The sequence below is a fragment of the Streptomyces sp. NPDC054883 genome (assembly GCF_053610645.1).
Window position 1 is genome coordinate 1 of sequence record NZ_JBSGYT010000075.1, and the last position, 23,935, is coordinate 23,935.

Annotated in this window: 19 protein-coding genes and 1 pseudogene; 4 read left to right on the forward strand and 16 right to left on the reverse strand. The window is 72.3% G+C overall.

The window, feature by feature from the left end; translation table 11 throughout:
• Positions 1-68 precede the first annotated feature (68 nt).
• The 16 genes and pseudogenes from ACWGH1_RS33550 to rsmH all read right to left on the reverse strand — a co-directional run bounded on the left by ACWGH1_RS33550 (position 69) and on the right by rsmH (position 18,075).
• Positions 69-1,307 (reverse strand): DivIVA domain-containing protein, encoded by a 1,239-nt coding sequence (locus ACWGH1_RS33550; RefSeq protein WP_453409289.1) that lies wholly within the window; start codon positions 1,305-1,307, stop codon positions 69-71.
• 82 nt (positions 1,308-1,389) lie between these two features.
• Positions 1,390-1,686: a YggT family protein gene (locus ACWGH1_RS33555; RefSeq protein ID WP_030155988.1), complete on the reverse strand. Its 297-nt coding sequence runs from the start codon at positions 1,684-1,686 to the stop codon at positions 1,390-1,392.
• A gap of 60 nt (positions 1,687-1,746) precedes the next feature.
• Complete coding sequence (locus ACWGH1_RS33560) at positions 1,747-2,355, reverse strand: cell division protein SepF (protein ID WP_361135826.1); 609 nt, start codon at positions 2,353-2,355, stop codon at positions 1,747-1,749.
• Between the two features lie 164 nt (positions 2,356-2,519).
• On the reverse strand, positions 2,520-3,239 hold the full coding sequence (locus ACWGH1_RS33565; RefSeq protein ID WP_453354473.1) for a YggS family pyridoxal phosphate-dependent enzyme: 720 nt from the start codon (positions 3,237-3,239) through the stop codon (positions 2,520-2,522).
• A gap of 3 nt (positions 3,240-3,242) precedes the next feature.
• Positions 3,243-3,974, reverse strand: a complete 732-nt coding sequence (pgeF, locus tag ACWGH1_RS33570) for a peptidoglycan editing factor PgeF (protein ID WP_453354472.1) — start codon at positions 3,972-3,974, stop codon at positions 3,243-3,245.
• The gene (ftsZ, locus tag ACWGH1_RS33575; protein ID WP_389658859.1) at positions 3,971-5,176 is read right to left on the reverse strand and encodes a cell division protein FtsZ; all 1,206 of its coding nucleotides are present in this window, start codon (positions 5,174-5,176) and stop codon (positions 3,971-3,973) included. Before ftsZ ends, pgeF begins: the two co-directional genes overlap by 4 nt.
• 278 nt (positions 5,177-5,454) lie before the next feature.
• Entirely contained in the window at positions 5,455-6,297 is an 843-nt protein-coding gene (locus tag ACWGH1_RS33580; protein ID WP_453354471.1) for a cell division protein FtsQ/DivIB, read from the reverse strand.
• Between the two features lie 15 nt (positions 6,298-6,312).
• The gene (gene murG / locus ACWGH1_RS33585; RefSeq protein WP_361315885.1) at positions 6,313-7,407 is read right to left on the reverse strand and encodes an undecaprenyldiphospho-muramoylpentapeptide beta-N-acetylglucosaminyltransferase; all 1,095 of its coding nucleotides are present in this window, start codon (positions 7,405-7,407) and stop codon (positions 6,313-6,315) included.
• A 6-nt stretch (positions 7,408-7,413) separates the two neighbouring features.
• On the reverse strand, positions 7,414-8,820 hold the full coding sequence (gene ftsW, locus ACWGH1_RS33590; RefSeq protein ID WP_453409290.1) for a putative lipid II flippase FtsW: 1,407 nt from the start codon (positions 8,818-8,820) through the stop codon (positions 7,414-7,416).
• A 69-nt stretch (positions 8,821-8,889) separates the two neighbouring features.
• Entirely contained in the window at positions 8,890-10,317 is a 1,428-nt protein-coding gene (murD, locus tag ACWGH1_RS33595; protein ID WP_453409291.1) for a UDP-N-acetylmuramoyl-L-alanine--D-glutamate ligase, read from the reverse strand.
• The gene (mraY, locus tag ACWGH1_RS33600; RefSeq protein ID WP_453354728.1) at positions 10,299-11,369 is read right to left on the reverse strand and encodes a phospho-N-acetylmuramoyl-pentapeptide-transferase; all 1,071 of its coding nucleotides are present in this window, start codon (positions 11,367-11,369) and stop codon (positions 10,299-10,301) included. Before mraY ends, murD begins: the two co-directional genes overlap by 19 nt.
• On the reverse strand, positions 11,366-12,784 hold the full coding sequence (locus ACWGH1_RS33605) for a UDP-N-acetylmuramoyl-tripeptide--D-alanyl-D-alanine ligase (protein ID WP_453354727.1): 1,419 nt from the start codon (positions 12,782-12,784) through the stop codon (positions 11,366-11,368). The genes mraY and ACWGH1_RS33605 overlap by 4 nt, the downstream gene beginning before the upstream one ends.
• Positions 12,781-14,490 (reverse strand): UDP-N-acetylmuramoyl-L-alanyl-D-glutamate--2,6-diaminopimelate ligase, encoded by a 1,710-nt coding sequence (locus ACWGH1_RS33610; RefSeq protein ID WP_453354726.1) that lies wholly within the window; start codon positions 14,488-14,490, stop codon positions 12,781-12,783. The genes ACWGH1_RS33605 and ACWGH1_RS33610 overlap by 4 nt, the downstream gene beginning before the upstream one ends.
• A 142-nt stretch (positions 14,491-14,632) precedes the next feature.
• Positions 14,633-16,540 (reverse strand): annotated as a pseudogene (locus ACWGH1_RS33615) (peptidoglycan D,D-transpeptidase FtsI family protein); the annotation flags it as partial.
• 111 nt (positions 16,541-16,651) lie between these two features.
• Complete coding sequence (locus ACWGH1_RS33620) at positions 16,652-17,149, reverse strand: hypothetical protein (protein WP_453409292.1); 498 nt, start codon at positions 17,147-17,149, stop codon at positions 16,652-16,654.
• On the reverse strand, positions 17,146-18,075 hold the full coding sequence (gene rsmH / locus ACWGH1_RS33625) for a 16S rRNA (cytosine(1402)-N(4))-methyltransferase RsmH (protein WP_443056756.1): 930 nt from the start codon (positions 18,073-18,075) through the stop codon (positions 17,146-17,148). Before rsmH ends, ACWGH1_RS33620 begins: the two co-directional genes overlap by 4 nt.
• A 340-nt stretch (positions 18,076-18,415) precedes the next feature.
• On the opposite strand from rsmH, the gene ACWGH1_RS33630 reads away from it, so the two are divergent.
• The 4 genes from ACWGH1_RS33630 (at position 18,416) to ACWGH1_RS33645 (ending at position 23,898) form a co-directional block, all read left to right on the forward strand.
• Positions 18,416-18,967, forward strand: coding sequence for a beta-class carbonic anhydrase (locus ACWGH1_RS33630; protein ID WP_453355065.1), 552 nt, complete (start codon positions 18,416-18,418; stop codon positions 18,965-18,967).
• Between the two features lie 154 nt (positions 18,968-19,121).
• Positions 19,122-20,132, forward strand: a complete 1,011-nt coding sequence (locus ACWGH1_RS33635) for an AAA family ATPase (protein WP_453355066.1) — start codon at positions 19,122-19,124, stop codon at positions 20,130-20,132.
• Positions 20,132-21,493, forward strand: coding sequence for a DUF58 domain-containing protein (locus ACWGH1_RS33640; RefSeq protein ID WP_453355067.1), 1,362 nt, complete (start codon positions 20,132-20,134; stop codon positions 21,491-21,493). Before ACWGH1_RS33635 ends, ACWGH1_RS33640 begins: the two co-directional genes overlap by 1 nt.
• Positions 21,490-23,898 carry a transglutaminase family protein gene (locus ACWGH1_RS33645; protein WP_453409293.1) on the forward strand — a complete coding sequence of 803 codons (2,409 nt, stop codon included), beginning with the start codon at positions 21,490-21,492 and terminating at the stop codon, positions 23,896-23,898. The genes ACWGH1_RS33640 and ACWGH1_RS33645 overlap by 4 nt, the downstream gene beginning before the upstream one ends.
• Positions 23,899-23,935: the final 37 nt, after the last annotated feature.

The following is a 23,935-nucleotide window of genomic DNA, read 5'->3' on the forward strand; positions in this document are numbered from 1 at the left end:
GGCCCGGTGCCCCCGAAGGGGAACCGGGCCCGGCCCGTGAAGCGACTGCCGACCTGCGCGGCGGCGGCTTAGTTGTCGTCCTCGTCGATCAGGAAGCCACGCATCGGCGACGGCGCCTGCATCGGCTGCGGCGCAGTCGGCCGCACCGGAGCCATCGGCTGCGTCATCGCCGGGGACATCTGCTGCTGGCCGCCGTAGGACGGACCGCCGCCCATCGGGGAGGGACCGCCCATGGGGGACGGGCCGCCCATGGAGTGGCCCATCGCACCGGCCGGAGCCATCGACGGAGCCGGCGACGGCGGCAGCGCCGGACCGGCCGGGTTGCGCGGCGGGGCGAGGGAGTCGTCGGCCTGGGTCTCCAGCTGGCGCAGCTGCGACTCCAGGTAGGACTTGAGGCGCGTACGGTACTCGCGCTCGAAGCCCCGCAGGTCCTCGACCTTGCGCTCCAGGGTGGCGCGGGCGGACTCCAGGGAGCCCATCGCGACGCGGTGCTTCTCCTGCGCGTCCCGCTCCAGCGCGTCGGCCTTGGCGCGGGCGTCCCGCTCCAGGCCCTCGGCGCGGCTACGGGCCTCGCCGACGATCTTGTTGGCCTCGGAGCGGGCCTCCGCGATCGCCTGGTCGGCGGTCTGCTGCGCGAGCGACAGGACGCGGGCGGCGCTGTCGCCACCGGGGCCCTGCTGCGGGAGCTGCGGCTGCTGCTGGTGCATGGGCTGGCCCATGGGCTGCATCTGCTGCCCCATCGGCTGCATCTGCTGGCCCATCTGCTGGCCCATCTGCTGGCCCATGGGCTGGCCGAGCGGGTTCTGGCCGCCCATGGACTGCTGCTGCATGGGCTGCTGGCCCATCTGCTGCTGCCCCATCTGCTGCTGGCCCATCTGCTGCTGGCCGCCCATGCTGTGCTGCTGCATGGGGCCGCCCATCGGGCCGGGGCCCTGCGGGCCGGGGCCCTGCGGGCCGTGGCCGCCGGGACCGGCGGGCAGCTGCGGCTGGCCACCGGGCAGCTGCGGCGGGCCCATCTGCGGCTGCTGCTGCTGCGGCGGGCCGGATATGGCCGCCGGGACGGGGCCGCCGGGACCTCGCTGGTCCTGGGGCTCGGGCTTGCGCATGCCCTGCTGCTGCTGGTTCTGCGCGGCGGCCCGGGTGGCGGCGGCCAGCTTGGCGCGCAGGTCCTCGTTCTCGCGCAGCAGGCGCGTCAGTTCGGACTCGACCTCGTCGAGGAAGGCATCGACCTCGTCCTCGTCATAGCCTTCTCGGAGGCGGACGGTCGTGAACTGCTTGTTCCGCACGTCCTCGGGAGTCAGCGGCATGTCTTCTTCACCTCTACGTAGTCGTCGGCAGTCGGCAAGACCGTATCGGGACTGTCCCCGCGCGCGCGGAGAAGCTCATCGTTCACACGCTTCTCGCAGCGGTGCTCACGAAACTGATGAGGATGTAAACGATGATCATCAGAACGAAGAAGGACAGGTCGAGTGCCACGCCCCCGAGACGCAACGGCGGGATGAAACGCCGGAGAAGCTTGAGCGGTGGATCGGTGACAGTGTAGGTGGCCTCCAGAACGACCACCATCGCCTTGCCGGGTGTCCATGAGCGTGCGAACTGGAACACGTAGTCCATGACCAGTCGGAAGATCAGCACGATAAGGAAGCACATCAGCGCGATGTAGACCACCTGCAGTGCGACGCCCATCCCGCGCTTCCCTCTCCCCTGCTCCCGCTCTGTTCCCGGCCCCGTGTCTGACGGATCGGTCTAGCTTTGGTTGAAGAACCCGCCCTCCGCGATGCGGGCCTTGTCCTCCGCCGTGACATCGACGTTAGCAGGCGACAGCAGGAACACCTTCTGTGTCACGCGTTCAATGCTGCCGTGCAGACCGAACACGAGGCCGGCGGCGAAGTCGACCAGACGCTTCGCGTCGGTGTCGTCCATCTCCGTGAGGTTCATGATCACCGGAGTGCCCTCACGGAAGTGTTCCCCGATGGTACGGGCCTCGTTGTAGGTCCGGGGGTGCAGCGTCGTGATGCGGTACGGCTCCCGCTCGGAGACGACCTTGGGCATGATCACGGGGGCGTTCTTCTCCATACTGGTGCGGTCAGGTGTGATGGATGCCACGGGTGCGATTCGCGCCGGACGTCCGTTTTCAACCGGTGCCGGGGTGGGTTCCCGTGGCGCCGGAGGCTGTACGGCCCGTACCGGTTCGTCCGTTACGGGCGTTTGGTGCGCGGGTGGCTGACGCCGGCGATCCCGCTCCGGCTCCGGCTCGGGCTCGAACTCGTCATCGGGGTCGTACCCCGGATTGTCGTACCGGTCGTCCTCCACGAGGCCGAGGTAGACCGCCATCTTGCGCATCGCGCCGGCCATTCTCCGAGTCCTCCGCTCTGTGGTGGATCGCCCTGCCGCAGGTGCCGCTGTGCCAGCGAAGGCCATGTCGGCGATGTCACCAACTGCCCGCGATCCACGTGGCCTGTCCGCTCATCGGCGGAAATGACCATATTTTCTGCTGTGGTCCGACTTTCTTCGCGACGTTACCCGAGCCGGGGTCTCGCGCCGAGTACCGCAGTGCCGACGCGCACATGTGTCGCACCGGCCATCACGGCCTGTTCCAAGTCCGCGCTCATTCCGGCCGACACCATCGTGGCAGCCGGATGGTCGGCGCGCAGGCCGGATGACAATTCCATCAGCCGCTCGAAGGCCGCCTGTTCGCGCCCCGCGTAGGGGCCCGCCAGCGGGGCCACGGTCATGAGACCGTCGAGCCGCAGTCCCGGTGCGGCGGCCACGAGGTCCGCCAGTTCCGGGAGCAGGTCGGGCGCCGCCCCGCCCCGCGTCCCCCGCTCGCCCGACTCGGCGTCGAGGGCGATCTGTACGAGGCAGCCGAGTTCCCGCCCCGCGTGCTGCGCGGCCGCCGACAGCGCCGTGACGAGTTTCGGCCGGTCGACCGACTGCACCACGTGCGCGTATCCCGCCACGGAACGGACTTTGTTCGTCTGCAACTGGCCCACGAAGTGCCAGGCGAGCGGCAGATCCGCGCAGGCCGCAGCCTTGGGGGCGGCGTCCTGGTCGCGATTTTCCGCAACATGACGGACACCCAGCTCCGCCAGCAGTCGTACGTCGCTCGCCGGATACGTCTTGGTGACCACGATCAGGGTCACCTCGTCACGGGCCCGGCCGGCTGCCGCGCAGGCGGACGAGATCCGTCCCTCCACCCGCGCGAGGTTCTCGGCGAGTTCCGACTTACGGTCCATCATATTTCAGTCCAACCAGACATATCCGGCCAGCCGCCCGGTCACCCGGTCGCGACGGTACGAGAAGTGGTCCCGCGACTCCAGTGTGCAGACCGGGGATCGGCGGCTGTCGGCCACCCCCGCTTCGGCCAGTTGCGCGTGCACCCCGGCGACCACGTCGACGGAGGGCGTTCCCCAACTGGTCTCGCCCCAGGCGGCCGGAACGGCCTCGGCGACCGCCGCCCGCATCTCGGCGGGCACTTCGTAGCAGCGCCCGCAGACGGCCGGTCCGGTACGGGCGACCACCCTGGCCGGGTCCGCGCCGAGCGCGGTCATCGCCTCGACGACGGCGGGCACGACCCCCGCGACCAGCCCGGGCCGCCCGGCGTGGGCGGCGCCCGCGATCCCGGCGACCGGGTCGGCGAGCAGGACGGGCACGCAGTCGGCGGTGAGCACCGCGAGGGGGAGCCCCCGACGGCCGGTCACCACCGCGTCCACGGCCGGGACCTCCCGGCCGGTGCCCCACGGTCCGTCGACCACCATCACGTCCCGGCCGTGCACCTGGTTCATCCAGACCACCTGCCCGGGCTCGATGCCCAGGGACCCGGCGGCGCGCGTCCGGTTCGCACGAACGGCGGCCGGGTCGTCTCCGACCGCGCCGCCGAGATTGAGCTCCTCGTACGGAACGGCGCTCACCCCGCCCCACCTGTCGGTGAAGGCGAAATGCGCGCCGTTCTCGGTGTGGTGTGCCAGCGTCACTTCAAGAAGTCCGGTACGTCCAGTTCCTCGGCCGGGCTGTCCGCGTAGGGACGGGCCGTCGGGACCTGTGGCGCCGGGGCCGCCGCCTCGACCGGGACCTCGGCCGGAGCCGGGGGGTCCTCGCGAGGGGTGACCGTGCCGAGTCCGCCGAAGGCCGGGCGCACCGGCTCGGGGGCGGCGCGGACCGGCGCCGGGGCCGGCTCCTCGCGCTTGGTGGACGCGGCGCCGATGACGTTGTCCCGGCGGGCCGGGGGCTGTCCGCCGTCGAACCCGGCCGCGATGACGGTGACCCGCACCTCGTCGCCGAGCGCGTCGTCGATGACGGCGCCGAAGATGATGTTCGCCTCGGGGTGCGCCGCTTCGCTGACCAGCTGCGCGGCCTCGTTGATCTCGAAGAGACCGAGGTCCGATCCACCGGAGATGGAAAGCAGGACGCCCCGGGCGCCGTCGATGGAGGCCTCCAGGAGCGGCGAGGAGATGGCCATCTCCGCCGCGGCCACCGCACGGTCGTCGCCGCGGGCCGAGCCGATGCCCATCAGGGCCGAGCCCGCCTCGGACATCACGGACTTGACGTCCGCGAAGTCGAGGTTGATCAGACCCGGGGTGGTGATCAGGTCGGTGATGCCCTGCACGCCCGAGAGCAGGACCTGGTCGGCCGACTTGAACGCGTCGAGGACGCTGACCTGGCGGTCCGAGATGGACAGCAGGCGGTCGTTGGGGATGACGATGAGGGTGTCGACCTCTTCGCGGAGCTCGGCGATGCCGTCCTCCGCCTGGTTCGCGCGGCGCCGGCCCTCGAAGGTGAACGGCCGGGTGACCACACCGATCGTCAGGGCGCCCAGCGAGCGCGCGATGTTGGCGACGACGGGGGCGCCGCCCGTGCCGGTGCCGCCGCCCTCACCGGCGGTGACGAAGACCATGTCGGCCCCCTTGAGGACCTCCTCGATCTCCTCGCGGTGGTCCTCTGCCGCCTTGCGGCCGACGGCCGGGTTGGCGCCGGCGCCGAGGCCCCGGGTGAGTTCACGGCCGACGTCGAGCTTGACGTCGGCGTCGCTCATCAACAGCGCCTGGGCGTCCGTGTTGATGGCGATGAACTCGACGCCCTTGAGACCGACCTCGATCATTCGGTTGATGGCATTGACACCACCGCCGCCGACACCGATGACCTTGATGACTGCGAGGTAGTTCTGCGGTGCTGCCACGTCGAAGGCCTCTCGCCTCGAGTTACGTGTCGCCGCCTCGCGGGCCTGCGTTGCGACGACTGATGCCGAAATGGGGCGGTCCGTACGCGCCGACCCGAACCCTAACCCTGAAGTTTAGGGTTAGGGGTGTGTCTGTTCCTTGGACTCTTCCGAACAGGACACTAAGTCGACAAGTAGCGCGTGTTCAACGAACACGCCGAACCTCCCGTTTTTCTTTTCACCCTATGTGATCACCCGTATCGCTGGCCAACCAGGGTGCGTCGCCGTTCGACCGGACGTCAACTCCCGGACACAGCAGGCGCGGTGGGGACGCTCACGTCGAAGTGCCCAGCGCCCGGTGCGGCTTTCAGCAGAGCGGTCAGCGCGCGCCCCTTCGCCTCGCCCAGTTCACCGCTCCCCCAGACGACCGTCCGGCCCCGCGACAGCTGGAGCACGACGGAGTCGTAGGACTCCAGCCTGACCTGCACGGTCTCCTTGGCGACGGCTTCGGGGAGGCTTCCCGCGATTCCCACCGCCTCGTGCAGCAGCCGTTCGGCGTCGAAGCGACGGCCGCTCGGCGAGTGCTCCGCGGCCAATTCGAGGACCGGGACGCCGGCGGGTGCTTTCGCCACCGTGTCGAATCGCACACCCGAAGCGTCCACTTCGACGAACTTCGCGTCCTTCTTGATGAGCAGGACCGGTTTGCGTTCCTTCACTTTCAGACCGATCCCGTGCGGCCAGGCCCGCACCACATCGACCGAATCGATGCGGGGCAGCCGGCGGAGCAACCGGCCCTCGATCTCGTCGCCGTCGACGCTCACCAGGGGCGCGCCGACCGGCACGGCCGCCGCCGCGAGCACCTGCTGTCCGGTGAGCACGTCGGTACCGGTGGCCGTGACCTTCTCGACGCGGAGCCAGGAGGATCCGTAGAGCACCCAGGTGCCGCCGGCGGCGAGGAGCACCGCGGCGACGAGCGAGGCCAGCACGAGGACCCGGCGCGACCTGATGCCGGGACCCCGCAGGCCGGTCCGCTCGGGCGGCTTGGGGCCGCCGGGCGGCTTGGGAGCACCGGAGCCCCCGCCCTTGGGGCGGGGCCGGCCGGGGCCGGGATTGCCTCGTTGTGCGGTCGTCGCTCCGGCCACTCCTGTGCCTCCTGGCTAGCGGTTACTGCGTGCGGCGATCGCCTCGTAGACCAGGCCGACGAGCAGCTCGTCGGCGTCCCGGCGGCCGAACTCGGCGGCGGCGCGGGACATCTCGTAGAGGCGGTGCGGGTCGGCGAGCACCGGGAGGACCTGGCCGAGCACCCACTCGGGGGTGAGTTCCGCGTCGTCGACGAGCAGGCCGCCGCCGGCCTTCACCACCGGCTGGGCGTTGAGCCGCTGCTCACCGTTGCCGATCGGCAGCGGTACGTAGGCGGCCGGAAGCCCGACGGCGGAGAGTTCGGCGACGGTCATCGCGCCCGCACGGCACAGCATCATGTCGGCGGCGGCGTACGCGAGGTCCATCCGGTCCACGTACGGTACCGGGACATAGGGCGGCATCCCGGGCATGTTGTCGACACGCGGCAGTTCGTTCTTCGGGCCGACCGCGTGCAGGATCTGGATCCCGGAGCGCTGGAGGGTCGGTGCGACCGCCTGGATCGTCTCGTTGAGGCGGCGGGCGCCCTGCGAGCCACCGGAGACCAGCAGGGTCGGCAGGTTGGGGTCCAGCCCGAAGGCGGCGCGCGCCTCGGGGCGGACGGCGGCCCGGTCCAGGGTCGAGATCGAGCGGCGCAGCGGGATGCCCACGTAGCGGGCGCCGCGCAGCTTGCTGTCCGGCGTCGACACCGCGACGGCGTGCGCGTAGCGGGAGCCGATCTTGTTGGCCAGTCCCGGCCGGGCGTTGGCCTCGTGGACGATGATCGGCACCCCGAGGCGCTTGGCCGCGAGGTAGCCGGGCAGCGCCACGTAGCCGCCGAACCCGACGACGCAGTCGGCCTTGGTGCGTTCCAGGATCTCCTCTGCCGCCTTGATCGTGCCGCGCAGCCGTCCGGGGACGGTGATCAGCTCGGGGGTGGGCTTGCGGGGCAGCGGTACGGCGGGGATCAGCCCCAGCTCGTAGCCGCGCTCGGGCACGAGGCGGGTTTCGAGTCCGCGTTCCGTGCCGAGGGCGGTGATGCCCACGGAAGGGTCCTGCCTGCGCAGGGCGTCCGCGAGGGCGAGCGCCGGCTCGATGTGGCCGGCGGTCCCCCCACCGGCGAGTACGACATGCACCGAAATTCACCGCTCTCCGGACGGACGCCTTGTGACGCGCCGTCTCATCGACTTCCATCTCAGCCCGGTCCGCAGTCGGCCGTTCTTCGGCTGCCGCATCGCGAGCGCCGCGCGCGCGGCCGGTTCCTCCCGCGCGAAGGCGATGAGCAGTCCGACCGCGAACATGGTCGGCAGCAGGGCCGACCCTCCGTAGGAGAACAGCGGGAGCGGGACCCCGGCGATCGGCAGCAGACCGAGCACCGCACCGATGTTGATCACGGCCTGGGCCGTGATCCACGTGGTCACGCCTCCCGCGGCATACCGTACGAAGGAGTCCTCCGTGCGTCCGGCCACGCGGATACCCGCATAGCCTAGGGCCGCGAACAGTGCGAGCACCGACAGCGTCCCCGCCAGACCCAGTTCCTCACCGGTGATGGCAAAGATGAAGTCCGTATGGGCTTCGGGCAGTTGCCCCCATTTTTCCACACTCGCACCCAAGCCGGAACCGAACCATCCACCGGACGCGAGAGCGTAGATCCCGTGGACGGCCTGCCAGCAAAGGTCGTTCTTGCCCGGTTCTGTCGCACCGATGCAGGCCAGCCGGTCCATCCGGTGCGGACTGGTCTTGATCAGCAGTACGACGATCACACCCGCGAAGGCCAGCACTCCCGCGAACATCCGCGTCGGTGCCCCGGCCAGCCAGAGCAGCCCGAACAGGATCGCCCCGAGGATCACGGCGGTTCCCATGTCCCCGCCGAGCATGATGAGCCCGAGCAGCAGGAAGGTCACCGGCACGAGCGGCACCAGCAGGTGCTTCCACTGGCTCAGCAGCCCCTTCTCGCCCTTGCGCGCCAGCAGGTCCGCACCCCACAGGACCAGCGCCAGTTTGCCGAACTCGCTGGGCTGGAGCATGAACGGACCGCCAAGGGAGATCCAGTTCTGATTGCCGTTGATCGACACTCCTATCCCCGGTACCTGGACCAGGACCATCAGGAAGAGCGTTCCGGCGAGCACCGGATAGGAGAATGCCCGGTGCAGTTTGACCGGCATCCGGGACGCGATCAGCAGCAGGCCGGCGCCGATCAGGGCGGCCAGGAACTGCTTCTTGAAGAAGTAGGCGTCACCCAGGCCCAGCTGGAGCGCCTTGATCATGGATGCGGAGTAGACCATCACCAGTCCGAGGACGGTGATGAGCAGCGAACTGCCGAAAATCAGGTAATACGCGGTGAGCGGGCGGTCCCAGGCCTTGCGCAACTGCCACTGTGTGCGCCGGAGCCCGGCGAGCGGCCCGCGCCCCGTAGGGCCGCCGGGGCGGCCCGCGGGGCGCTTGCGGCCCTGGGCCCGGACCGCCTTCACGGACGTGACGGCTCTGACCGCCTTGACGGCCTTCGTGGCGGACGGCCGCCGCCCCGGCAGGACTTGTCTGGCCGGCATCTGTGATCTTCCCCTCCACTCGTACGAGGCGAGCAGCCGGTCGGGGAGGGACACCTGCCCTGGGTCGACCTAGGCGCTCTCGGCGGCCAGTTCGCGTACCGCGTCGGCGAACGCGTCCCCACGCTTGTTGTAGTTCGCGAACATGTCCATCGAGGCACAGGCAGGTGCCAGCAGGACCGTGTCGCCGCGCTCGGCGAGCCGGGCCGCTTCCCGGACCGCTGCGAGCATCGCCCCAGTGTCGGTCCGGTCGAGGTCCACGACCGGGACCTGCGGGGCGTGTCGCGCCAGCGCCTGCCCGATCAGGGCCCGGTCGGCGCCCATCAGCACCACGGCGCGCAGCCGCTTCGCCGACTTCTGCACGAGTTCGTCGAAGGTCGCGCCCTTGGCGAGGCCGCCGGCGATCCAGACGACGGGTTCGAAGGCGGCGAGGGAGGCCTCCGCGGCGTGCGTGTTGGTGGCCTTGGAGTCGTCCACGTACGTGACCCCCGCCACCTCGGCCACGTGCGCGACCCGGTGGGCGTCCGGGCGGAAGTCGCGCAGGCCGTCACGGACGGCTCGGGGCGGGACGCCGAAGGCGCGGGCGAGGGCGGCCGCGGCGAGCGCGTTGGCGATGTTGTGCGGCGCCGGCGGCTTGACGTCCTGGACCTCGGCGAGCTCCTGGGCGTTCTTCTGCCGGTTCTCGACGAAGGCACGGTCCACGAGGATGCCGTCGACGACGCCGAGCATCGAGGGGCCGGGGGCGCCGAGGGTGAAGCCGATCGCCCGGCAGCCCTCCTCGACGTCGGCGTCCTCGACCAGTTGCTCGGTGGCCGGGTCGGCGACGTTGTAGACGCAGGCGACGGTGTTGCCCTCGTAGATCCGGCCCTTGTCGGCGGCGTACGCCTCCATGGAGCCGTGCCAGTCGAGGTGGTCGGGGGCCAGGTTGAGCACGGCCGCCGAGTGGGCGCGCACCGAGGGCGCCCAGTGCAGCTGGTAGCTGGAGAGTTCGACGGCGAGCACGTCGTACTGCTCCTCGCCGGTCACCACGTCGATGATGGGGGTGCCGATGTTGCCGACGGCCGCCGTCCGCAGGCCCGCGGCCCGCAGGATCGAGGCGAGCATCTGCGTGGTGGTGGTCTTGCCGTTGGTGCCGGTGATGGCGAGCCAGGGCGCCGCGCCGGGGCCCCGCAGCCGCCAGGCGATCTCCACGTCCCCGACGACCTCGACGCCCGCCTCGGCGGCCGCCCGGAAGAGCGGGCTGTCGGGCTTCCAGCCGGGCGAGGTCACGATCAGACCGGTGCCCTCGGGCAGCGTCTCGGCGTCCGCCAGGCGGACGGAGATCCCCGCCGCCGCCAGCTCCGCCGCGCGGGCCCGGTGGCCCTCGCTGTCACCGCCGTCTACGACGGTCACGACCGCGCCGAGGCCGGCCAGGGCGCGGGCGGCGCTGACGCCGCTCACGCCGAGACCGGCGACGGTGATGTTCTTGCCCTGCCAGGACGTCACTTGTCCGCTGCCCATCCCGCGTAGAAGAGGCCGAGGCCCACGATCACGCACATGCCCTGGATGATCCAGAAGCGGACCACCACAAGGACTTCGGACCACCCCTTGAGTTCGAAGTGGTGCTGGAGCGGGGCCATCCGGAAGACCCGCTTCCCGGTCAGCTTGAAGGAGCCGACCTGGATGACGACCGACATGGTGATGAGGACGAAGAGGCCGCCGAGCAGGGCGATCAGGAACTCCGTGCGGGAGCAGATCGCGAGGCCGGCCAGGGCGCCGCCGAGGGCGAGCGAACCGGTGTCGCCCATGAAGATCTTGGCGGGCGAGGTGTTCCACCACAGGAAGCCGAAGCAGGCGCCCATCAGGGCGGAGGCCACGACCGCGAGGTCCAGCGGGTCGCGGACCTCGAAACAGGCCGCCGGATTGGTGAGGTCCTGCGCGTTCACGCAGGACTCCTGGTGCTGCCAGACACCGATGAAGGTGTACGCGCCGAAGACCATCACCGCGGCGCCCGTGGCCAGGCCGTCCAGGCCGTCCGTCAGGTTCACGCCGTTGGACATGGCCAGGATCATGAACAGCGCCCAGACCACGAACAGCACCGGGCCGATCGACCAGCCGAAGTCCGTGACGAACGACAGCTTGGTGGAGGCCGGGGTCAGCGCGCGCGAGTCCTTGAACTGGAGCGCGAGCACCGCGAAGGCGATGCCGACGATCAGCTGGCCGGCCATCTTGGCCTTGGCCCGCAGACCGAGCGAACGCCGCTTGACGATCTTGATGTAGTCGTCCAGGTAACCGACCAGTCCCATGCCCGCCATCAGGAACAGGACCAGCAGACCCGAGAAGCTCGGCTCTTCGCCGGTGATCACCTTGGTGAGGGCGTACGCGATGAGCGTGGCCAGGATGAAGGAGATGCCGCCCATGGTGGGCGTGCCCTTCTTCCCGGCGTGGCCGCGCGGGCCGTCGTCACGGATGAACTGGCCGTAGCCCTTGCGGGCCAGCAGCTTGATCAGCAGCGGGGTGCCGATGACGGTGAGGAACATGCCGATGACACCGGCGAACAGGATCTGCCTCATCGGTCGGAGGCCTCGCCTTCGAGCAGAGCCTGTGCGACCCGCTCCAGACCGGCCGACCTGGAAGCCTTCACCAGCACGACGTCCCCCGGGCGCAGTTCACTGCGCAACAGGTCGACCGCCGCCTGTGCGTCGGACACGAGCACCGACTCCTCACCCCACGAACCCTCGTTATATGCGCCCAGTTGCAACCAGGACGCTTCCCTGCCCCCGACTGCGACGAGCTTGCTCACGTTGAGCCGGACGGCAAGCCGTCCCACCGCGTCGTGTTCGGCCAGCGCGTCGTCCCCGAGCTCGGCCATGGGGCCGAGCACCGCCCACGTGCGGCCCCCGTTCGCCTGTGCGGCGGAGCCCATCGCGGCAAGCGCTCGCAGAGCGGCCCGCATGGACTCGGGGTTCGCGTTGTAGGCGTCGTTGACGATCGTGACGCCGTCCGCGCGCTCGGTGACCTCCATCCGCCACCGGGACAAGGTGCCCGCCCCGGAGAGCGCGGTGGCGATCTCGTCGGCGGACATGCCCAGAACATGGGCGACCGCGGCCGCGCCGAGCGCGTTCGACACGTGGTGCTCACCGTACAGCCGCAAGGTCACGTCACTGCACCCGGTGGGTGTGTGGAGTGTGAAGGAAGGCCGTCCCTGGGGCGTCATCCGGACGTCCGTGGCCCGTACGTCGGCGTCCTCGGCCTCGCCGAACAGGACCGTACGGGCCTTCGTGCGGGCGGACATGGCGCGTACCAGCCGGTCGTCGGCGTTCAGGACGGCGACCCCGCCCTCGGCTTCGGAGGGCAGGGCCTCGACCAGCTCGCCCTTGGCCTGGGCGATGGCCTCGCGGCCGCCGAACTCGCCGATGTGGGCGGTGCCCACGTTCAGCACGAGGCCGATCCGGGGCGGGGTGAGCCCGGTCAGGTAGCGGATGTGGCCGATGCCGCGGGCGCCCATTTCCAGCACCAGGTGCCGGGTCTCCTCGGTGGCGCGCAGCGTGGTGATCGGCAGGCCGATCTCGTTGTTGAGGTTGCCGGGCGTCCACACGGTCGGCGCGTGGTGCTGGAGGACCTGGGCGATGAGGTCCTTGGTGGAGGTCTTTCCGGCCGAACCGGTCAGCGCCACCACGTCGGTGCCGATCCGGGCGACGACTGCGCCGGCCAGCGCCCCGAGGGCCGCCACGACGTCGGGGACGACGATGGCGGGCACTTCGACGGGCCGGGTGGCGAGTACCGCGCGGGCGCCCGCCCCGATCGCCGTGGCGGCGTAGTCGTGGCCGTCGACGCGCTCGCCGACGAAGGCGGCGAACAGGCTGCCCTCCTCCACCTGGCGGGAGTCGAACACGACCGGGCCGGTGACCAGGACGGACGGATCCGGTATGTCGTGGAGCTGCCCGCCGGTGATGTCGGCGATCTCGGCGAGGGAGAGGGGGATCACGGGGTCACCTCGGCCTGGGAGGCCTGCTGTTGGCGTTCGATGGCGGCGCGGAGCACCGCGCGGTCGTCGAAGGGGCGGACGACACCGGCGGTGTCCTGGCCCTGCTCGTGGCCCTTGCCGGCCACCAGGACGGTGTCACCGGGCCGGGCCCGCGCGACGGCCGCGGCGATGGCCGCGGCCCGGTCGGCGTCGACCAGGACGGCGCCCCGCTCGGCGGGCGGCACGGAGACGGCGCCTTCGAACATCGCGGCGAGGATGGCGAGCGGGTCCTCGGAGCGCGGGTTGTCGGAGGTCAGGATGGCGGTGTCGGCGAAGCGGGCGGCCGCCGCGCCCATCGGGGCGCGCTTGGTGGTGTCGCGGTCGCCGCCGCAGCCGAGCACGATGTGCAGCTCGCCCTCGGTGACCTCGCGCAGTGCCCGCAGCACCGATTCGACGGCGTCCGTCTTGTGCGCGTAGTCGACGACGGCCAGGTACGGCTGTCCCGCCTCGACCCGCTCCAGCCGGCCGGGCACCCCGGGGACCGCGGCGACGCCGTCGGCGGCGGTCTGCGGGTCGAGGCCGGCGGCGGCGAGGGTGACGATCGCGGCGACGGTGTTGGCGACGTTGAACGGGCCGGGCAGCGGCGCGGTGGCGCGTACCCGCTGCCCGTCGGGGCCCACCAGGGTCAGCGTGGAGTCGGCGGCGCCCAGGACCACGTCCTCGGCGCGCCAGTCGGCGGCGGGGTCGCCCGAGGCGGAGAAGGTGACGACCGGGATCGTCGCCTCCTTGGCCAGGCGGCGGCCGTACTCGTCGTCGGCGTTGACCACTCCGAGGCGGGCGCGGCGCTCGGTGAAGAGCTGCGCCTTGGCCTGGAAGTAGTCCTCCATGTCGGAGTGGAACTCCATGTGCTCGGGGCTCAGGTTGTTGAAGACGGCGACGTCGAAGACGCAGCCGTCGACCCGCCCGAGCACCAGCGCGTGGCTGGAGACCTCCATCGTCACGGCCTCGACCCCGCGCTCGCGCATGACGGCGAACAGGGCCTGGAGGTCGGTGGCCTCGGGGGTGGTGCGCTCGGACTTGATGCGCTCGTCGCCGATGCGCATCTCGACGGTGCCGACCAGGCCCGTCGAGCGTCCGGCTCCGCGCAGACCGCCCTCGATGAGGTAGGCCGTGGTGGTCTTGCCGGAGGTGCCGGTGATGCCGAGCTGGAGCAGGGCCTCGCCGGGGCGGCCGTAGATCTCGGCGGCGAGCTCGCCCATCCGGCCGCGCGGGTCGTCGACGGCGAGCACCGGCAGGCCGGTCCCGGCGGCGCGGTCGGCGCCGGCCGGGTCGGTCAGCACGGCGGCGGCACCGAGGGCGGCCGCCTGGGCGGCGAAATCCGCCCCGTGCAGCTTGGCGCCGGGCAGGGCCGCGTACAGGTCGCCGGGGCGCACGGCACGGGAGTCGTGCGTGATGCCGGTGATCGGCGTCGTCTGCGCCGACGGGGCGGCGCCTGCCGCTCGGACTCCCAGCAGCTGCGCCAGCTCGCCCAGCGGGGTCGGGCGGGCGGACACGGGCCTGGGCGCTCCCGGCGGCGCTGCCGGGGCGTCTTTCTGGGGCGTTCTGGGCTGATCAGCGTGGGACACGGCGGTGAGCGTACCGGGCCCGGCGGGCCGCTCGCGAAGTGAGGGCCCGGCCGCGGGGCCGGGGGCCGACTGGTTCCCGGGTTTCGGGGTGATCGTTGTCACTGGTGGTGCCTCACGCGTCTCTGGCTGGGCGGTCGGTTCACTGACGGTCGGTTCACTGGCCGGGCTGCGGGCTGGTCCGGGGTGCGGGCTGGGGGGCCGGCGGGAGGGCGGGCTGCGCGGCCGGCGGGGGCGGCGCGGCGTCGTAGGTGACCGGCAGCCCGGCGGGGGCGGTTCCGGTGGGGGCGACCTGGAGGGTCTTGAGCGCGAACTCCATGACCTTCTTGTAGATCGGCCCGCAGATCTGGCCGCCGAAGTAGCTGCCCTTCGTCGGGTTCTGGATGGCGCAGTAGACGGTGATCCTCGGGTTGTCGGCGGGTGCGAAACCGGCGAAGGAGGCGGTGTACCCCTTGTAGCGGCCGGTGGCCGGATCCACCCGGTTGGAGGTGCCGGTCTTGCCGCCGACCCGGTAGCCGGGGATCCGCGCCTTGGTGCCGGTGCCGTCCTGGTCGTCGACCACGGATTCGAGCATCTGCGCGAGGGTCTTGGCGGTGTCCCGGCTGACGACGCGGGTCTGCCCGGGTGCCTTGGCCGGGGTGAAGCGGCCGTCGGGGCCCTTGGTGCCGCGGACCAGGGTCGGCTCGATCCGGACCCCGTCGTTGGCGATCGTCGAGTACACGGAGGCGGCCTGCATGGCGTTGAGGGACAGGCCCTGGCCGAAGGGGATCGTGAACTGCTGCGAGGTGGACCAGTCCTCGGGCCTGGCGAGGATGCCGCGGGACTCGCCCGGGTAGTTCAGGCCGGTGGGCCGCCCGATGCCGAACTTGTCCAGGTAGGAGTAGAGGACCTTGTTGGCCTCGGTCTGGGTGCTGCCGAGCTGGCCGGTGGCGAGGATCGTGCCGATGTTCGAGGACTTGGCGAGGACCCCGTTGAGGGTCAGGTACCAGGTGGGGTGGTCGATGTCGTCCTTGAAGAGCCGGTCGCCGCGGTGCAGCCGGTTGGGGACCTCGACGTGGGTCTGCGGGGTGGCCTTCTTCTCCTCCAGCACGGCGGCCATCGACATCACCTTGGCGGTGGAGCCGGGCTCGTAGACGTCCTGGAGGGCCGCGTTGCCCATGGCGGCGGAGCTGGCCTTGCTGAGGTCGTTGGGGTCGAAGCCGGGGGCGTTGGCCATGGCCAGCACCTCGCCGGTGCGGGTGTCCTGGACGATGACGTAGCCGCGGTCCGCGCCGGACTTCTCGACCTGCTCGGTGATCGCGCTCTGCGCGGCCCACTGGATGTCGCGGTCGATGGTCAGCTCGATGTCCTCGCCGGGTACGGCGGGCTTCTCGCTGGACCCGGCGGTGGGGACGCGGCGGCCGCCGGACTGGGCGTAGGTGAGTTCGCCGTCCTTGCCGGCCAGCTTCTTGTCGAGGGCGGATTCCAGGCCGCCGCCGCCCTTGCCGTCGGCGTTGACGTAACCCAGTATCCCGGCGGCCAGATCGCCGTTGGGGTACACGCGCTTGCTGCTGTCCTCCTTGAACACGCCGGCCAGCACGTTGGCGCCGGGTCCGTTGTTCTTCCGGTCGGCGGCCGCCTTGTCGGCGAAGACCTTCTGGAGGTCCTTGATCTGGTTCCAGACCTGGGGGGTCTGGCGGCGCGCGAGGACGACGTAGCGGGTGTTCTTGGTCTTGAGGCGCCCCGCGATCTCCTTGGCGTCCTTGCCGAGGATCGGCGCGAGGAGGGCGGCGGCCTGCTCGGGGGCGTCCGGGGCCTTGCTCTCCTGCGGGGTGAACATCTTCGGGTCGGCCGTGATGTCGTACGCGTCGACGCTGGTGGCCAGGGCCACGCCCTTGCGGTCGGTGATCTCCCCGCGCTCGGCGGCCAGGGTGTAACTGGCGAAGCGGTTCTCGGAGGCCTTGGCGGAGTACGCGGACGCGTCGACGGCCTGGACCTGGAGGAGCCGGACCACGAAGGCGAGCATCACGAGGGTGAGGGCGACGCTGACCAGGCGCAGCCGGGGCCTCGGGCTGCCGAGGCGGATGGTGTGCGGTGTGCGCCCCGGCGCGGGGCGGCCCGTGGCCCGCGGGCGCGCCGGGCCGGGCACCCGCCGCCGCGGCACCTGCGGGCTCACGCGCCCGCCGCCCGGCGCCGGCCCGCCGCGGCCGTCCGCGGGGCCGCCGGCCGGGCTCCGCCGCCGGCCCCGCGCTTCGACGGCCGGCGAGGCTGGTTTCGGTTCACGACGTCACCTTCCAGGGGAGGGCGAGCCCGCCGGGCTCGGGGTGGGTGAGGCGGCCGCGGGGGCGGGCGACGCGGCCGGGCCCGGGGAGACCGGCGGCGCGGACGGCGGGGGCGACGGCGGGGGCGGTGCTTCCGCCGCCGCCGGCGTTCCCGCGACCTTCCCGCCCGGGCCGATGAAGACCGGGCTCCCGCCGGGCACCAGGCCCAGCTCGTGCGCCCGCCGCTGGAGCGCGTCCGGCGCCGAGTACCCGTCCACGTCCCGCTGGAGCTCCTGCTGCTCGTCCCGCAGGACGGTGGTCTCCTTCTTGAGCTTGCTCAGCTGGAAGGAGCCCTGGTTCAGGGCCGAGTTCAGCAGCAGCAGGCTGATCAGCCCGCCGGCCAGCAGGGCCACGACCAGCAGGACGAACGGCATGCGCGCCGCCTGCCCGGACGTGCCCGGGCCGGACGTGCTCTGGCCGGTCCCCGCCCCGCCCCCGCCCCGCAGCAGCCCGCGCCTGGTCACAGCCGCGCCTCCCGGATGCGCTCGACCCCGCGGAAGCGCGCCGGGGCGGCCCGCCGGTTCTCGGCGATCTCCTCCTCCGTCGGGAGCTCCGCACCGCGCGTGAGCAGTTTCAGCTTCGGCTGGTACCGCTCCGGTACCACCGGCAGCCCCGGCGGCGCGGTGGAGGCCGCGCCCGCGGCGAAGACCTGCTTCACCAGCCGGTCCTCCAGCGAGTGGTAGGACAGCACCGCGATCCGGCCGCCGACGGCGATCCGGTCCACGGCCGCGGGGATGGCCCGCTCCAGCCCGGCCAGCTCGGCGTTGACCTCGATCCGCAGGGCCTGGAAGGTCCGCTTCGCCGGGTTGCCGCCGGTCCGCTTCGCCGCCTGCGGCAGCGCCTCGCGGATCACCTCGACCAGCCGGGCGCTGTTCGAGAACGGTTCCTTCCCGCGCTCGCGCACGATCGCCGAGACGATGCGCTTGGCCTGCTTCTCCTCGCCGTACTGGCGCAGGATGCGGACCAGCTCGCCGGGCGCGTACGTGTTGAGGACCTCGGCGGCGCTGATGCCGGTCGTCTGGTCCATCCGCATGTCCAGCGGCGCGTCCTGCGCGTACGCGAACCCGCGGTCGGCCTCGTCGAGCTGCATGGAGGAGACGCCCAGGTCGAAGAGGATGCCCTGGACGGCGGGGATGCCCAGGCCGTCCAGCACCTCGGCCAGGTCGGCGTAGATGGCGTGCACGAGGGTGGCCCGCTCGCCGAAGGGCGCGAGCCGCTCGCCGGAGAGCCGCAGGGCCTCCTTGTCGCGGTCCAGGCCGATCAGGTGGACCTCGGGGAACCGGGTCAGCAGGGCCTCGCTGTGGCCGCCGAGGCCGAGGGTGCAGTCGACGACTACGGCGCCGGGCCTCTCCAGCGCCGGGGCCAACAGGTCCAGGCACCGCTGGAGCATCACCGGGACATGTCGGGACTCGCTAGTCAAAGCGCCCTCTCAGATAACGGCGCGGCAGGCATACGCCGCGCCGCGCACGCGGAGTGTTACCAGGGGGCCGGGCGGCCGGTGGGGCCGGGCTCCGGCCGGTTCGCGTCACTTTAGTGCAACGGTCGCCACCGTCAACGAACCGCCCCGCACCCGGTGCGCCCCGCTCGAACGGAACCCGCAAAAGCCGCCAATCACCCGGACGGTCCACCCCGGCCCACCCCTGTGGGTTAGCTCACAACAACTCCCGTTGACGTTCTTTGTCCACCCTCACTCCGTGCCACAACCGGCTGTGACCATTAACGTCGTAGCCATGACGACTTCCGCATCCCTGCCCGCAGACCCGGCAACCCAGGCATCCGGCGGCCGTACGGTGACCGACCGGCTGGTCGAGGCGAACCGGCGGTACGCCGCCCAGTTCACGGACCCCGGCATGGACGCGCGTCCGGTGCTGCGGGTGGCCGTCGTGGCTTGTATGGACGCCCGGCTCGACCTGCACGCCGCCCTCGGCCTGGAGCTCGGCGACTGCCACACCATCCGCAACGCCGGAGGCGTCGTCACCGACGACACCATCCGCTCGCTCACCATCAGCCAGCGGGCGCTCGGCACCCGCGCGGTGATACTGATCCACCACACCGGCTGCGGCCTCGAAAGCCTGACCGAGGACTTCCGGCACGAGCTGGAGGACGAGGTGGGCCAGCGCCCCGCCTGGGCCGTGGAGGCCTTCCGGGACGTGGACCAGGACGTCCGCCAGTCCATGCAGCGGGTTCGCACGAACCCCTTCCTGCCCTTCAAGGACGATGTGCGAGGCTTCGTCTTCGACGTACACACCGGGCTCCTGCGGGAGATCGATCCCGTCTCCTGAGTGACACAGCGCCGCAACGCCGTCAAGAATGCGGGGTGACGCCACCCGGGAGCCGTCGGGCCCGGCGTCCGCACCCCGCATTCGGGGGGTTTCGGGGTGGGCCGGTTCATGCGCCAAGGGGCGTCGGCCCTGGGAAAGGGCCGAGGAGAACCAGGTGACCACGTACGACGACCGAGCGAGCCTCGCGGATCTGACGAGCACGGCGGAGCGGGTGCGCCAGTCGGTCGAGAGCGTCATCGAGGGCAAGCCCGAGGTCGTCCGCCTCGCGCTGACCGTACTGCTCGCCGAAGGACACCTGCTGATCGAGGACGTCCCGGGCGTCGGCAAGACCATGCTCGCCAAGGCGCTCGCCAAGTCCATCGACTGCTCGGTGCAGCGCATCCAGTTCACCCCGGACCTGCTGCCCTCCGACATCACCGGCGTCAGCATCTACGACCAGCAGCGCCACGAGTTCGAGTTCAAGCCGGGCGCGATCTTCGCGCAGATCGTCATCGGCGACGAGATCAACCGCGCCTCGCCGAAGACCCAGTCGGCGCTGCTGGAGTCGATGGAGGAGCGGCAGGTCACCACCGACGGCACCACCTACGCGCTGCCCAGCCCCTTCATGGTCGTCGCCACCCAGAACCCGGTGGAGATGGAGGGCACCTACCCGCTGCCCGAGGCGCAGCGCGACCGTTTCATGGCGCGCGTCTCGGTCGGCTACCCGAGCCGCGAGGCCGAGCTCCAGATGCTCGACGTACACGGCGGGGTCTCCCCGCTCGACGACTTCCAGGCCGTCGCCCACGCCCACGACATCGTCAAGCTGATCGAGGCCGTCCGCGAGGTGTACGTGGCCGAGCCCGTCCGCCGCTACGTGGTCGACCTGGTCTCCGCCACCCGCAGCCATCCGGACCTGCGCCTGGGCGCCTCGCCCCGCGCCACCTTGCACCTGCTGCGCGCGGTGAAGGCGTCCGCCGCGCTGTCGGGGCGCGACTACGTGCTCCCCGACGACGTCCAGCAGCTGGCCGGGCCCGTCCTCGCGCACCGGCTGCTGCCCACCGCGCAGGCCCAGCTGAACCGGCGCACCGCCGAACAGGTCGTCGGTGACATCCTGCACCGCACCCCCGTCCCCGCCGCGCACGCCCGCGGCGAGATGCCGCCCGGCGCGGGCATCCGGGGCTTCTGATGAGCGCCGGTGCCCCGCACGGCGCCGGCGGCACGGCCCAGGACGCCGGAGGGCTGCGGGCCTCGCTGTCGGGGCTGACCACCCGCGGCCGGTCGTTCCTGGCCGCCGGGGCCGCCGCGGCCGTCTGCGCCTACGTACTGGGCCAGAGCGAACTGCTCCGGGTCGGACTGCTGCTCGCGCTGCTGCCGCTGATCTGCGTCGCCGCCCTGCACCACACCCGCTACCGGGTCTCCGGCAGCCGCCTGCTGACCCCGGCCCGGGTGCCCGCCGGGGGCGAGGCCCGGGTGCAGCTGCGCATGGACAACGTGTCCCGGATGCCCACCGGGCTGCTGATGCTCCAGGACCGGGTCCCGTACGTGCTGGGGCCGCGGCCCCGTTTCGTACTGGACCGGGTCGAGCCGGGCGGCCGCCGCGAGGTGTCCTACCGGGTCCGCTCCGACCTGCGCGGCCGTTACCCGCTGGGCCCGCTCCAGCTGCGCCTGACCGACCCGTTCGGGATGGTCGAGCTGACGCGCTCGTTCAGCACCTACGACACCCTGACGGTCATCCCGCGCACCGAGGCGCTGCCCGCCGTGCGGCTGGGCGGCGAGGCCTCCGGCTACGGCGACGGCAGCCGCCGCTCGCTGGCCCTGGCCGGAGACGACGACGTGATCCCGCGCACCTACCGGCTCGGCGACGACCTGCGCCGGGTGCACTGGCGCTCCACCGCGCGCTACGGCGAGCTGATGGTGCGCCGCGAGGAGCAGCCGCAGCGCAGCAAGGCCACCGTCCTGCTGGACACCCGGCAGGGCGCGTACGAGGGCGCGGGACCCGGTTCCGCCTTCGAGTGGGCCGTGTCGGCGGCCGCCTCCAGCCTGCTGCACCTGCTGGAGCAGGGCTTCTCGGTGCGGCTGCTGACCGACACCGGCGATTCGGTCCCGGGCGGAGCGGGCGGCGGCTTCTCCTCCGGCGCCCAGGAGTCAGCCGAGGCGGCCGGCCTGATGATGGACACGCTCGCGGTCGTCGGCCACTCCGACGGTGCGGACCTCGGTGGCGCCTACCAGGCCCTGCGCGCCGGCGGGGGCGGCGGCTTCGCCGGAGCCGGCTCCGACGGACTCCTCATCGCCTTCTTCGGGGACCTGGACGACGTACAGACGGAACTGGCGGCCGGGATGCGCCAGCGCAGCGGGGGCGCGGTGGCGTTCGTGCTGGACCCCGCGGCCTGGACCGGACTGCCCTCGCGGGTGGAGGAACCGCTGCGCCGGCTGCGCGACGCGGGCTGGACGGCGCTGGCCGCACCGCCCGGCGCGGCCTTCGCCCAGCTGTGGCGCCAGGCCGGTACCACCGCTCTCGGCACGACTGCTCCCGGAGGCCGCGGATGAGCGGGCAAGCACGGCTGACGCTCTTCGCATGGCTGGCGACGCTGCTCACCTCGTGGTCGCTGGCGCCGTTGGTGGAGTCCTCCGGCTGGCTGGTGCAGGCGGCGCTGCTGCTGGGCGTACAGAGCCTGGTGGGAGCGGGGGCCCGGCGGGTGCCGCTGGCCCGGCCCCTGACGGCGGGCGCGCAGTTCCTGGTGTCCCTGCTGCTCCTCGCGTTCCTGTTCGCGGGGAAGGCGGAGAACCCCTCGGGCGGGGCGCTGGGCTACCTGCTCACCGACTTCGGTTCGCTGTTCGGGCAGGGCGTGCGGGACGTCGGCGAGTTCGCCATACCGGCCCCCACCACCGACGGCATCCGGCTGCTGCTGCTGTCCGGGGTGCTGCTGATCGGGCTGCTGGTGGACCTGCTGGCCGTGACGATGCGGTCCGCCGCCGCGGCCGGGCTCCCGCTGCTCGCGCTGTACTCGGTGGCCGCCGGGCTGTCGGCGGGCCACAGCGGCGCCTGGCTCTCCTTCCTGCTGGCCGGCTGCGGATACCTGATGCTGCTGCTGTCCGAGAGCCGCGACCGGCTCGCACAGTGGGGCCGGGTGTTCGGCGGCGCCCCGGGCACCGGAGGCGTCGGGAGCGGCGGCGGCCACGCCGTGGCGCCCGTACGCACCGGGCGGCGGATCGGCGCGGCCGCGCTGGGCCTGGCGCTCGCGGCACCGCTGGCACTGCCGGCCATGGGCGGCGGACTGCTGGGGACCGGTGGCGACGGCGCCGACGGCAGCGGCGCGGGCGGCGGGACCATCTCGGCGGTGAACCCGCTGGTCTCCCTCCAGAGCAGCCTGAACGCGCAGGACAACCGGGTGGTGCTGCGCTACCGCACGGACAGCCCGCAGCTCTCCGAGCAGTACCTGCGGATCCTGGCGCTCGACGAGTTCGACGGGGTCAAGTGGGAGGCCTCCGGGCGGCCCCTGACGGACGTCCCGCCGCGGCTGCCGAACCCGCAGGGCCTGAGCAGCCCGGAGATCCGGCGCGGCGCGTCCGAGGTGCGCACGACCGTCTCGGCGGCCGGCACGTACGCCCAGCGCTACCTGCCGATGCCGTATCCGGCGACGCAGGTGGACATCGGCGGGAAGTGGCGGTTCGAACCGGTCGGCCGGACCCTGGTCGGCGACCAGCTCGGCAAGGACAGCTACCAGAACGTGCAGGGCGCCCAGTACACCGTCCGGAGCCTGCTGCTCCAGCCGACGGCGGAGCAGCTCCAGCACGCGCCGCCCACGGACCCGCTGGTCATGAACGAGTACACGAGGCTGCCGGACAACCTGCCGGCGGTCGTGGCCGACACGGCCCGGCGGGTCACCCAGGGCGCGAAGGACAACTACACGCGGGCCGTGATGCTCCAGGACTTCTTCGCGGTGAGCGGCGGGTTCCGCTACGACACGACGGTGTCCTCGGGGACGGGTTCGCAGGCCATCGCCCGGTTCCTGAGCGACAAGGAGGGCTTCTGCATCCACTTCTCGTTCTCGATGGCGGCGATGGCCCGCTCGCTGGGCATCCCGGCACGCGTCGCGGTCGGCTTCACCCCGGGCACCAAGCAGTCGGACGGCAGCGTCAACGTGACCATGCGCGACGCGCACGCCTGGCCCGAGCTGTACTTCGAGGGCGCGGGCTGGACCCGGTTCGAGCCGACGCCCCGGTCCGGGATCTCGCTGCCGGACTACGGCCGCACCGACACCCCGGCGAACCAGCCGTCCGCGCCGTCCGCACTGCCCTCGCAGAGCGCGTCGGAGCCGGCGGCCGCGCCCTCGCAGACCGACGCCTGCCCGCCCGACCTCAAGAGGCTCGGCGAGTGCGGGGGTCCGGTCCTCGGGCAGGACGCGGGAGCGGGCTCGGGCGGCGTGTCGGCGTTCGCCGTGCTGGGCTGGGCGTTGGGCGGCCTGGTGCTCCTGGCGCTGCCGCTGCTCCCGCTGGTGTGGCGCAGGCGGCTGCGGGAGCGGCGGCTGGCCGCGCGGGACGTACTGTCCGCCTGGCAGGAGCTGGGCGACGCGGCCTGGGACGCGGGCATCCCGCCGGACGGGGCGCTGTCGCCCCGGCGGGCGGCCGGCCGCATCGTCGCGCAGGGGCGGCTGGAGGGCGAGGCGGCCCTGGCGGTGCACCGGGTCGCGGGCGCGGTGGAACGGGCGCTGTACGCGCCGCCGGGCGCGCGGGCGCCGTACGAGGGGCTGGCGGGCGACGTGCTGGCAGCGCGGGCCGGGCTGCTGGCGGCGGTGTCGCGGGGCACCCGCCTGCGGGCCCTGCTGCTGCCGCGATCGGCCGTCCGGGTGGGCTGGGCGGTCTCGGCCCGGTGGTCGGCGTTCGCCTCGGTGCTCTCCGCGCGCCTCGCGGCGCTCCGGCCCGCGCTGCGGGGCCGCGGCCGACGGGCGTGAAAACGCCGGTGCGGCGGGGCTCGATCCCCCCGAGCCC